Origin of the sequence: Nocardioides luteus, from assembly GCF_014648595.1 — a bacterium.
GTDB classification, from domain to species: Bacteria; Actinomycetota; Actinomycetes; order Propionibacteriales; family Nocardioidaceae; genus Nocardioides; species Nocardioides luteus.
This window is the reverse complement of sequence record NZ_BMRK01000014.1, coordinates 91,602-102,954: the sequence shown is the minus strand read 5'-3', so window position 1 is coordinate 102,954 and position 11,353 is coordinate 91,602. Positions and strand designations below refer to the sequence as shown.

12 protein-coding genes are annotated in these 11,353 nt (G+C 68.2%); 10 read left to right on the top strand and 2 right to left on the bottom strand.

The genetic code is table 11. The features are described 5' to 3' along the window. Positions 1-156 precede the first annotated feature (156 nt). Positions 157-924, bottom strand: a complete 768-nt coding sequence (lexA, locus tag IEY81_RS17210) for a transcriptional repressor LexA (protein ID WP_189119717.1) — start codon at positions 922-924, stop codon at positions 157-159. 180 nt (positions 925-1,104) lie between these two features. Here lexA and IEY81_RS17205 point away from each other — a divergent pair, with 180 nt between their 5' ends. Beyond that, complete coding sequence (locus tag IEY81_RS17205; RefSeq protein WP_189119716.1) at positions 1,105-1,491, top strand: LysM peptidoglycan-binding domain-containing protein; 387 nt, start codon at positions 1,105-1,107, stop codon at positions 1,489-1,491. Between the two features lie 149 nt (positions 1,492-1,640). Here IEY81_RS17205 and IEY81_RS17200 read toward each other — a convergent pair whose 3' ends face one another. Next, positions 1,641-2,759, bottom strand: coding sequence for a hypothetical protein (locus IEY81_RS17200; protein WP_189119715.1), 1,119 nt, complete (start codon positions 2,757-2,759; stop codon positions 1,641-1,643). A 318-nt stretch (positions 2,760-3,077) separates the two neighbouring features. Here IEY81_RS17200 and nrdR point away from each other — a divergent pair, with 318 nt between their 5' ends. The 9 genes from nrdR to IEY81_RS17155 all read left to right on the top strand — a co-directional run bounded on the left by nrdR (position 3,078) and on the right by IEY81_RS17155 (position 11,257). After that, positions 3,078-3,578 carry a transcriptional regulator NrdR gene (gene nrdR, locus IEY81_RS17195; RefSeq protein WP_189119714.1) on the top strand — a complete coding sequence of 167 codons (501 nt, stop codon included), beginning with the start codon at positions 3,078-3,080 and terminating at the stop codon, positions 3,576-3,578. Positions 3,579-3,737: 159 nt separating this feature from the next. Further along, the gene (locus IEY81_RS17190) at positions 3,738-6,662 is read left to right on the top strand and encodes a vitamin B12-dependent ribonucleotide reductase (RefSeq protein WP_189119713.1); all 2,925 of its coding nucleotides are present in this window, start codon (positions 3,738-3,740) and stop codon (positions 6,660-6,662) included. A gap of 81 nt (positions 6,663-6,743) precedes the next feature. Then, positions 6,744-7,091, top strand: coding sequence for a nuclear transport factor 2 family protein (locus IEY81_RS17185; RefSeq protein WP_229787944.1), 348 nt, complete (start codon positions 6,744-6,746; stop codon positions 7,089-7,091). A gap of 185 nt (positions 7,092-7,276) precedes the next feature. Beyond that, positions 7,277-8,422: a hypothetical protein gene (locus tag IEY81_RS17180; protein WP_189119712.1), complete on the top strand. Its 1,146-nt coding sequence runs from the start codon at positions 7,277-7,279 to the stop codon at positions 8,420-8,422. Between the two features lie 89 nt (positions 8,423-8,511). Further along, a complete protein-coding gene (locus IEY81_RS17175; RefSeq protein ID WP_189119711.1) occupies positions 8,512-8,814 on the top strand; it encodes a hypothetical protein in 303 nt (100 codons plus the stop codon). After that, on the top strand, positions 8,814-10,016 hold the full coding sequence (locus tag IEY81_RS17170) for a glycine zipper domain-containing protein (protein WP_189119778.1): 1,203 nt from the start codon (positions 8,814-8,816) through the stop codon (positions 10,014-10,016). Before IEY81_RS17175 ends, IEY81_RS17170 begins: the two co-directional genes overlap by 1 nt. A 7-nt stretch (positions 10,017-10,023) precedes the next feature. After that, on the top strand, positions 10,024-10,380 hold the full coding sequence (locus IEY81_RS17165) for a hypothetical protein (RefSeq protein ID WP_189119710.1): 357 nt from the start codon (positions 10,024-10,026) through the stop codon (positions 10,378-10,380). Positions 10,381-10,382: 2 nt separating this feature from the next. Beyond that, positions 10,383-10,817: a hypothetical protein gene (locus IEY81_RS17160; RefSeq protein WP_189119709.1), complete on the top strand. Its 435-nt coding sequence runs from the start codon at positions 10,383-10,385 to the stop codon at positions 10,815-10,817. Beyond that, positions 10,814-11,257 carry a hypothetical protein gene (locus IEY81_RS17155; RefSeq protein ID WP_189119708.1) on the top strand — a complete coding sequence of 148 codons (444 nt, stop codon included), beginning with the start codon at positions 10,814-10,816 and terminating at the stop codon, positions 11,255-11,257. The genes IEY81_RS17160 and IEY81_RS17155 overlap by 4 nt, the downstream gene beginning before the upstream one ends. The last annotated feature ends 96 nt before the right edge of the window (positions 11,258-11,353 follow it).

Below are 11,353 nucleotides of genomic sequence, written 5' to 3'. Positions count from 1 at the left end.
CCGAGGCGGCCGCACCGGTGAAACGCCTAGACGTGCCCGAGACTCGATCGGCGGTGGGACGGGCCTGGTTGCGTGCGGTTGCCGCGTTCCACGAAACGACGCAGCCGCCGACCCCTTCGAGGGCCGGCGGCTGCGATCACGCAGAGTCGGGAGCGGTCAGAGGCTGCGCAGGACCGCCGTCACCTTGCCGAGGATGGTCGCGTGGGTGCCGTCGATCGGCTCGTACGCCGGGTTGTGCGGCAGCAGCCACACCTTGCCGTCCTTGCGGGAGAGGGTCTTGACCGTCGCCTCGCCGTCGATCAGGGCGGCCACGATCTCGCCGTTCTCCGCGGTGGGCTGCTGACGCACGACCACGAAGTCGCCGTCGCAGATGGCGGCGTCGACCATCGAGTCACCGGAGACCGAGAGCAGGAAGAGGTCGCCGTTGCCGACCAGCTGCTTCGGCAGCGGGAAGACGTCCTCGACGCTCTGCTGGCTCGAGGTCTCCTCGGCCAGGATCGGGCCACCGGCGGCGATGCGGCCGACCAGGGGGACCATGGTGGCGTCGGGGTTGGGGTTGACGTCGGCCTCGGCGGTCACGGTCGACTCGCTCTCCTCACCGGACATGGCCTTGCGGTGGGCCATCACCTCCGGGAGGAAGACCTCGAGGGCGCGGGGCCGCTTCGGGTCCTTGCGGATCAGACCACGCTGCTCCAGCGCGCGGAGCTGGTGGGCGACGCTGCTCGTGCTGGTCAGGCCGACCGCCGCGCCGATCTCGCGCATGCTGGGCGGGTAACCGCGCTGCTCGATGCTGTCGCGCAGGTGAGCGAGGATGCGCTGCTGACGTGGCGTGAGCCCGGTCGCGTCCGGCGGCCCGTCGGGCAGCTCGCGGACGCGGCTCTTCTTCGAACCGCCTGATCCGGTGCCTGTCTTCTGCGTGGTCATGTCACCACATTAGTCCCTCTGGCACCACTACATCAAACATCTGTTCGATCTCGTCGAGGGGGCGTGTCGGCGTTCGAAAATTCTTGGGCGGCCTACTTGCGTTGTTCGAACACGTGATCTACCTTCGAACATGTGCTCGATCGAACACGTGATCGAGCCGAGAGTGATGGAGGCCGTGAGATGAGTGCAACAGTCCATGTGCTGCCCGTTGCCGAGCCGCCCCGCCCTGTCCGGGAGGAGCGACGCTCGACGGTGCGGCTCACCCGCCGCGGGCGGGTCGTCGTGTTCGCATTTGCGCTCGTCGTGCTCTTCGGGATCGCGCTGATCGGTGCTCGCGTCGCCTTCGCGGCGGGAGACGGTGACGACGCTGGATTTCGAGGCACCGGGTCCGCCGCCCACACGATGGTCGTCGGCGATGGCGACACGCTCTGGGACATCTCCGCGGAGGCCATCGAAGGCACTGACGCCTCTATTCGTGAGATGGAGCAGACGATCAAGGAGCTCAACAGCCTCGAGTCCTCGATGCTCGTGGCCGGGCAGACCCTGATCATCCCGACCGCGCCGTAGGCGGCGCCACACAGATGTCCGGCTGCTCCTTCGACCCTGGCGGCCGGCTACCGGGGAAAGTGAGAGTGCTGCAGACGATGGGAAGCGTCTGCAGCACTCTCGCTGTTCTCAGGGCCTTGTCCAGGGCCTTGTCCAGGGCCGGGCTCGGGTCAGTGACGACCCCGGTAGGGGCTGTCCGGCTCGGCCGGAGGCCACTGCTTGTTGCGGGCGTTGTGCCGTGGCGGCCACTCCTCGTCCGGCTGAGCGGACGCGTCCTGAGGCTGCCGCTGAGCGGGCATCGCCTGGGTCGCTGCCGGGTCCTGGGTGAGCCGTGCTCGCGAACCGGTCTGCCCGTAACCGCTCGGCGTCTGGTAGGCGCCGGACTGGTAGCCCGACGAGCCGGTGGCCTGCTGGGTCGGGTAGCTGTCCGTCCCGAAGCCCTGCGAGCCGTACGACTGCCGGCTGGGTGCCGGTGTCGAGGCGGGTGTCGAGGGCGGGGTCGAGGGCGGGGTCTGCGGGCTCGAGTAGTAGGGCGACGTGGCCGGCGGCGGGGAGGTCGGCGGCTGGTAGGTCGGTGCGCCGTAGGCGGCCCGGCTGCCCGTGGTGCCGAAGTCTGCACGACTTCCGGTGGTGCCGAAGTCCGAGCGGCTGCCGGTGTAGCCGTATGGCGACTGCGAGCCGGTGTCGGTGTAGGCCGACCGGTTGCTGGTGTCGCCGTACGGCGGCTGGCTGCCGGTGTCGTAGGGCGGCTGGCTCCCGGTGTCGGAGCTGTGTCGGCCGTAGCCGGTGTCGTCGTAGCCGTAGGAGCCGGTGCCGCTGCCGTAGTATTCCTGGTCCGCATATCCCTGCTCGGGGTAGGCGGAGTCCGCGTAGCCCTGGTCGGCATAGCCGTGGTCCGCAAAGGGCTGCTCGCCGTAGGGCTGGTCGACGTACCCCTGGTCGGAGTAGTCCTGCTCCTCGACGTACGCGTTGGCGTGGCTGCCGGTGTAGTCGTCGGCGGGTGGTGGGGTGGCGCCGGTGAAGGCCCGCCAGGCCTTTCCGGCGAAGGTGAAGGTCAAGAAGAGGCAGGCGACTGCAACGACGGCCGCGATGGCGAGCTTCGCCCAGGCGCCGGAATCGCCTCCCCGTGCGTCGGCCCCGAAACCGACGGCGACCCACACGAGCACTCCCCAGGCGATCAGGAAGGCCAGCGTCAGGATCGCAGGCAGGATGAAGGGTGGCCGGGGACCGCTTCTGGGGCGCGTGCCTCTCCGCGACCCGACGCGATTTCCTCCGGAGATGTTCGTCACGGGCCCCATTCTTACCCATCCGGGCCACTCGGGCGCCGCCGAACCGGAATCTTTCGCGGTTTGAGCGGCGACACGCCGGGCACACGGGGAAACGCGGCGCTCGCTTGCATCGGGTGAGGGGCGGGCGTACGGTTACCACTACATCTAGTAGTTACACCGCTGTAGTTATCCACATATAGTTCACATGAACAGAGGGATGACCCACAGCGGCGGGGGTGTTGTTCCACAGGGACTCACGCTCATATCCACAGGTTCCACAGGCTCGGGCGGTCATCGAGACGGCCTGGATCCACAAGGCTTCACGAGAGGGGCTCGACCGTGCACTGTCCGTTCTGCCGACACAGCGACACCAAGGTTCTCGACTCTCGTGTGGCCGAGGACGGTGGCCAGATCCGGCGTCGCCGGGTCTGCCAGGAGTGTGGCAAGCGGTTCACGACCGTCGAGCAGATGCAGCTGATGGTGGCCAAGCGCTCCGGCGCAGCGGAGCCGTTCAGCCGCGACAAGGCGGTCCACGGCGTACGCAAGGCGTGCAAGGGTCGACCGGTCACCGAGGACCAGCTCGCCTGCCTCGGCCAGGAGGTCGAGCAGACGCTGCGGAGCCAGGGACTGGCCGAGGTGCCCAGCCACGAGGTGGGGCTGGCGATCCTCGCGCCGCTGCGCGAGCTCGACGAGGTGGCCTACCTGCGGTTCGCGAGCGTCTACCGGGCCTTCGAGTCGGCGGCCGACTTCGAGCGTGAGATCCAGATGCTGCGTACCGAACGGGAAGTCCAGGACTTCGAGGCCGAGCATCCGGTCGAGGCACCGGTGGGCACCGACTAGATCCTCACGGATCACACAGACCGGCCCGGGCAGGCCGTGGGGAAGCGACCTGCTCGGGCCTATCAACGGCACAGCGAAACAGAAGATCAGAGCAAGGACTCCACCATCAGCACCGACCAGCAGCACGGCACAGCGATCGATGACAACAGGGGGAACGAAATGACAGACACGGCAGCAGAGGCACAGGCATCGGCGAAGAGGGGCGCCGGGTTGAAGATCGAGCGGATCTTCAGCACCGAGGGCGTGCACCCTTACGACGAGATCACCTGGGAGCGTCGCGACGTCGTCCAGAAGAACTGGAAGACCGGCGAGACCGTCTTCGAGCAGACCGGAGTGGAGTTCCCCGACTTCTGGTCGATCAACGCCTCGACGATCGTGACGACCAAGTACTTCCGCGGTGCGATCGGCACCGAGAAGCGGGAGCAGAGCCTCAAGCAGCTCATCGACCGGGTCGTGAACACCTACGTCGCCTCCGGCAAGGAGAACGGCTACTTCGCCTCCGACGCGGACGCCGACCTCTTCGGCCGTGAGCTCACCTGGCTGCTGGTCAACCAGCACTTCGCCTTCAACTCGCCGGTCTGGTTCAACGTCGGCACCGAGTCCCCCCAGCAGGTCTCGGCCTGCTTCATCCTCTCGGTCGACGACTCCATGGACTCGATCCTCAACTGGTACAAGGAGGAGGGCCTGATCTTCAAGGGCGGCTCCGGTGCCGGCCTCAACCTCTCCCGCATCCGCTCCTCCAAGGAGCTGCTGAAGTCCTCCGGCGGCACCGCCTCCGGCCCGGTCTCCTTCATGCGCGGTGCCGACGCCTCCGCGGGCACGATCAAGTCCGGTGGCGCCACCCGTCGCGCGGCGAAGATGGTCGTCCTCGACGTCGACCACCCCGACATCGAGGAGTTCGTCGAGACCAAGGCGCGCGAGGAGGACAAGATCCGCGCGCTGCGCGACGCCGGCTTCGACATGGACCTGGGCGGCAAGGACATCTCGTCCGTGCAGTACCAGAACGCCAACAACTCCGTGCGCGTCTCCGACGAGTTCATGCGCGCCGTCGAGGAGGGCAAGAAGTTCGGTCTCCGGGCACGTACGACCGGTGAGGTCATCGAGGAGATCGACGCCCGCGAGCTGTTCCGCAAGATCTCGGTCGCCGCGTGGGAGTGCGCCGACCCGGGCCTGCAGTACGACGACACCATCAACGACTGGCACACCAACCCGGAGACGGGCCGGATCACCGGCTCCAACCCGTGCTCGGAGTACATGTCGCTGGACAACTCCTCCTGCAACCTGGCGTCGCTGAACCTGCTGAAGTTCCTCAAGGACGACGACACCTTCGACGCCGTGCGTTTCCAGCAGGCCTGCGAGGTCGTCTTCACCGCGATGGACATCTCCATCTGCTTCGCCGACTTCCCGACCGAGGCGATCGGCGAGACCACCCGCGACTACCGCCAGCTCGGCATCGGTTACGCCAACCTCGGCGCGCTGCTGATGGCGATGGGTCTCGGCTACGACTCCGAGGGTGGCCGCACCATGGCCGCCGCCATCACCTCGCTGATGACCGGCGCCGGTTACAAGCGCTCGGCCGAGCTGGCCGGCGTGGTCGGCCCGTACGCCGGTTACGCCCGCAACGCCGAGGCCCACCAGCGGGTCATGCGCAAGCACCAGGCCGCCAACGACGCGATCCGCTCGATCAACCCGGTCGACCGCAACATCATCGACGCCGCGACCCGCGTGTGGTCCGACGTCGTCGACCTCGGCAAGGTCAACGGCTTCCGCAACGCGCAGGCCTCGCTGCTCGCGCCAACCGGCACCATCGGCTTCATGATGGACTGCGACACCACCGGCATCGAGCCGGACTTCTCGCTGGTCAAGTTCAAGAAGCTCGTCGGTGGCGGCTCGATGCAGATCGTCAACCAGGTCATCCCGCGGGCCCTGAAGAAGATGGGCTACCAGCCGGAGCAGATCGAGGCGATCGTCGACTACATCGCCGAGCACGGCCACGTCATCGACGCCCCCGGCCTGCGCCAGGAGCACTACGAGGTCTTCGACACCGCGATGGGCAAGCGTGCGCTGCAGCCGATGGGCCACGTACGCATGATGGCGGCCACCCAGCCGTTCCTCTCCGGTGCGATCTCCAAGACCGTCAACCTGCCGGAGTCGGCCACGGTCGAGGACATCGAGCAGGTCTACCTGGAGTCGTGGAAGCTCGGCCTGAAGGCCACCGCGATCTACCGCGACAACTGCAAGGTCGGTCAGCCGCTGGCCGACGGCAAGTCCGAGGGCGCCAAGAAGGACCAGGGTCTCTCGACCCCGGACGCGACCGCGCTGGCCGCCGAGGCCGACGTGGAGCCCGAGGTCGTCGAGAAGATCATCGAGAAGATCATCTACGCGCCGACCCGCAAGCGTCTGCCGAAGTCCCGCGTCTCGCGCACCACCTCCTTCACGGTCGGTGGCGCCGAGGGTTACATGACCTCCGGTGCGCACGAGGACGGGGAGCTCGGTGAGGTCTTCCTGAAGCTCGGCAAGCAGGGCTCGACCCTGGCCGGTGTCATGGACGCCTTCTCCATCGCGGTCTCCGTCGGTCTGCAGTACGGCGTGCCCCTGGAGACCTACGTCTCCAAGTTCACCAACCTGAAGTTCGAGCCCGCCGGCCTGACCGACGACCCGGACGTACGCATGGCGCAGTCGCTCATGGACTACGTCTTCCGCCGGCTGGCGCTGGACTACATGTCCTTCGAGGACCGTTCCGCGCTCGGCATCTACTCCGCCGAGGAGCGCCAGCGCTACCTCGAGACCGGCTCCTACGAGCCCCTCGGCACCGGCACCACCGCCGCCGAGCTCGTCGAGAAGCCGGCTCCGGAGCGCAAGGCCGAGGCGAAGACGGTCGAGGCAGAGGTCAAGGAGGCACCCGCCGAGGCCGCGGCCGAGGAGGCCCCGAAGGCTGCCGCGCACACCACCGCCGAGCTGCTCGAGTCGATCAGCGGCATGGCCATCGACAGCCCGCTCTGCTTCACCTGCGGCACCAAGATGCGCCCCGCCGGCTCCTGCTACGTCTGCGAGGGCTGCGGCTCGACCTCCGGCTGCAGCTGAGCCTGACGTCTGACTGATTCCGGTCCCGTGCCCGTCTTGGGTGCGGGACCGGCGTCATCTCGCCTGGATAATCTTGAGCGTGTGAGTGATCTGACGGACGTGATGGCGCTCGAGCGAGAGCTGCAGACCCCGGCGGCTCGCGCCGATCCTCGTCGGCTCGAGGAGCTCCTGGCACCGGACTTCGAGGAGATCGGCGCCTCGGGTCGGGTGTGGGACCTCGCGTCGATCCTCGAGATGCTGTCGGGCGAGGACGATGCCGGTCCCGCCATCGAGATGCACGACCTGACGGGCCGCGTGGTCACCGACGACGTCATCGTCCTTCGGTGGCAGTCGGTCCGCGGCGAGCGCCGGGCCCATCGGACCTCGCTGTGGGAGCGTCGTCCTGAGGGATGGCGGTTGGTGCATCACCAGGGAACGCTGGTCGGCTGAGGCGCGCGGGGACCACGAAGACCCGCACCCCGTCGGTCTGCACATGACACTCCACGTCGAATCGATCACGCTGGCGGCGCCGATCGCGGGCCGTTCACTGTCCACAGGATGGCTTGAGACCGAGTTATCCACAGGGCCGCGAATGCCGGTGGCGGAGATCGTGGGGTCGGGGGTCTGCTGGTCCCATGACCACACCGAAGAAGCGCGAGAGGCCGCTTCGGCCTCCCAACAGGATCAAGGATCCGCGACGGCGCTCGTTCGCGGAGAAGGTCGTCGACAGTCCTTACTGGCCGGCGATGTTCGCCGTGATCGACGCCGAGGCTCGCGGCGACGTGAAGGCTGCGCTGGAGATCATCCATCGCGCGGGCAACCAGCTCGACGGGGAGCAGTTCTGGCATCCGTTACGCATCGAGCGGCTGGAGCAGATGCGGCTGCTCGGCGCGAGCATCCCCAGATGGGCCCACTCGCGTTGGATCGTGTCTCAGGCGATGCAGGGGACCCAGCCGCGCAACAAGTGGCGGATGTCGAAAGCGATCATGGTCGCGACAGACGTACGCGGCGGCCCCGACCCACATCGTGACCGCGAGGCCGACCGCATCCGGATCATGGATCGCAGCTGGGTCTACCGTCAGGCGTTCCTCTACGAGCTCGGGGGCCTCGAGGCGTTCCTGCGCCACAACGCCTCCGGTGACCTCATCGCCGGTGCCGACCGGATCTGGGAGTGGGCGCGGGCGCCGATGCGCGGCGTACGGCTCCTCGGTCGCGAGCCTCGACACCTGCTCTGGGAGGACCCGGAGACCGGGGAGCAGATCAGCACGCTCAACCTCGGCGCGGGGATGCTCGTCGAGGACGGCGAGTGTGCGATCGGGCGGATCGTGCCGCTGGAGAGCGGGTGGATGTTCGAGACGGCGCCGCTCCGGGTGCCGGACGAGGTGGCCTACGCGGTCGCCGACGAGCCCGACAGATGGATCGACGCGCTGCGCGATGCCTGTGCCGAGGATTCTGCGAGCAAGATCTGGATCGACCGCGGGCTGCGTGACTACGGTCTGCTCACCGATCTCCCGCATGGCCTGATCAACCTCGCCATGGACGCGGGGCTGCACGCCTTCCACCATCCCGACGACGAAGAGCTCGGGGAGCTGTTCAGTCATCCCGCGGACTATCCGGCCTGCTTGGCCGCCTGGCTGGTGCGCCCGGAGACGATCGAAGCGCTCGCAGAAGGGGCGCCACGCGAGGCGATCTCGGTGCTGAAGGGGTTCATCGGGTACGTCCACGAGCCTGCCGCCGGGCTGATCCGCGACCTCGCGCAGCGCAGCCGGTCCGCCGCCTAGCGGAGGACCCGCCTGGGGAAGGAGAGCTCTTATACAGCCTGTTACCTTCGTTCGTGTTTGAAACCGGCGAATGCGGGTAGGACGAGGGCATGACCGACGACGACATGAACGTCAACCCCGACGATCTCAGGTCCATCAAGAAGACGCTCGACACCGCCGGCCGGGAACTCTTCAAGCAGGCCGAGCCACTGCAGAAGACCCCGGACGTCGGAGAGTCGTCGTCCGAGGTCGCGACCGCGCTGGCGTCGTTGGCGGCGGCGGTCGGAGGCATGGCCGAGGGGCTCGGATCCCTCGGCGACAGCGTGCAGAACGCGCTCGACCACGCGACCACGACCGATGATGCGGTTGGTGCGGAAGGCCAGCGCCACGCGCAGAGGGTGAGGGGCAGCTGATGCCGGAGGCGATGGACACCAAGGTCTACGGCGACCCCGCTGCGGCCCAGACCGCGGCGGAGGCGTGCACCAAGGCCAAGGACGCGGTCGGCGACGCGCTCGACGATCTCGGTACGGCGATCAAGACCGGCGGCTCCTGGAAGGGTCAGGCCGGCGACGCCTTCGAGAGGAAGGCCGACAAGCGCAAGAACGACCTGCGCCAGCTCGAGTCGCGCATCGAGGCGATGGGCAAGGGCCTCTCGACCTTCTCCGGTGACCTGAAGGCCGTCGAGACGAAGATGTCGACGATCCGCACCGAAGCCGGTGAGGCCGGGCTCTCGGTCAGCGGCACCGTGATCTCGCCGCCGACGGACCCGGGCGACAGCGCCTCGGAGAGCGACGTCAAGGCCCACAACACCAAGGTCGAGAAGTGGAACGACCTGGTCAGCCGGGTCGAGACGGCGCGCAAGGACGAGGACAACGCCCACGAGGACCTCGGCAAGGCGATCTCGAAGTCGACCGGCGACGGTTGGATCGAGGACCGTCTCGAAGACCTGGGCCTGCTGCCGAAGGACTTCTCCGACGGCATGCAGATCGGTGCGTACGCACTGGGGCTGGCCGGCCTGGGCGCGGGTGCCGGGGTCGACTGGATGGTGAAGAGCCGCTACGGCACGTTCCAGCCGCGGGTGAACGGCCGCTTCGCCAGCCCGTCGAGCCTGACCCGGCTCGAGCGTGCCGCGAAGGTGCTCAACGACAAGAACTGGCACGCGAAGGCCAACAAGGCAGCCGTGCGTGGCAAGTGGTTGACCGCCGGCAAGTGGGCGACCCGCGCCGGCTGGGTGGTCACTGCCGGATCCTCGGCCTGGGACCAGTGGCAGAAAGACGCCGACGACCCGTCGTTGTCGACGACCGAGCGGGTGAGCCGCACGGTGAGCACGTCCGCGATCACCACGGCCGGTGCCGCGGGTGGCGCCTGGGCAGGCGCCCAGGCCGGCGCGGCCATCGGCAGCGTCTTCCCCGGTCCGGGCACGGTCATCGGTGGTGTCGTCGGTGGTCTCGTCGGTGGCGCGATCGGTTCCGGGTTGGCGGGCAAGGCGGCCGACTTCGTGGTCGACGAGGCGGGCGAGCTCGGCGAGGCCGTGGTCGACGGGGTCGGTGACTTCGCGGAGGGTGTCGGCGATGTAGCCTCCGACGTCGGCGACGCCATCACCTTCTGGGACTAGGACCGCAATGATCTGGGCTGCACTCATCCTGGCCGTCGGCGTGATCGGCGCCGCGTTCAGCATCTGGCAACATCTCGGGCTCTCCGCGCGTGCCCGCTCCTGGGCGAACGCCTGGAACCGAGGCGGCGTGGGCGAGGACGTGGTGCTGATCCATCTGCCCTGCATCTCCGCGCTGGCCATCACGGGCTCCACGGCCTTTGGGCTCGTGCCGGAGCAGACCGCTGCCTGGACGATCATCGGCGGGCTTTTCCTGCTCACCTGCGTCGTCTACCCGCTGCTGGTCCTCCTGCCGACCCCGCCGTTCATCAAGCCCAAGTGGTATCGCGAGTCGCGTCCGAAGAAGCGCGCGACGGGGAAGAAGTGACCGTGCAGGACCAGCCGACCACACCGCCACCGACGCTCCCCGACGGCTGGGAGTGGGTCGATCCGCCCGAGGGCGTACGCCTCCTGGCGCTCGCGCCGGCCGGCACCGGCACGTTCCGGGCGAACATCACCGTGACCGCTCAGACCAACGGTGACCTGGGCTTCCGCGACTGGCAGGTCGGCTCCGAGATGGCGCTCGTCGAGATGCTGCCGGGTTACACGCCGATCGACCTCGAGCGGCTCACGATCGCTGGGCAGGAGGCGGGACGACGGCTCGCGATGTACGACGGACCGGGCGGTGCCGCGCTGACGATGGAGCAGTGGTTCGTGGACATCGACGGGGTCGGGCACACGCTCACCGCGACCGTGCCGACCGGCGACTACGCGACCTGGGCACCCCAGATCGACCGCACCGCCACGACCTGGAGCCCGGCATGAGCGCCGCAGCGGAGGTCGTCTGGGTCCTCGCCGGCCCGGGTGGACGGTTGGAGCACCGCGCGCACGTCGGCCCGAGCGGCATCCATCTCGAGCTCGGCATCGACGGCACGCGCACCCAGCCCTTGGACGTCCCGCGCGGCCACCTCGTGCCGAGCCTGATCCGCACCCTCAAGATCCGGCCGGTCAAGGACGCCACGGGGTCAGCCAGACCGTTCCCGACCGCCCGGATGGCGGATCTGCTGGGCGAGGACCAGAGCGTCCGGGACGCGATCCTCTACGAGGCCGACGCCCGCACCGGTTGGTCGATCAGCGTCAGCGGGTGGCAGCTGGCCGGCATCAACGGCTCCAACGGTGTCCATCTTGCGCTGCGGGACCAGCTGCTCCCGGTGACCAACACCGCCTTCTACCGGTTGCTGTGCGAGCAGCTCGGCGGCTACTGAGCGGCGAACACGAATAGGTAAAACTTCGCCCAGATCGGTTTGAGACGGCCGGACCGGGGAAGAACACATGCGGGACCACTTCCGAGACGGGGGACA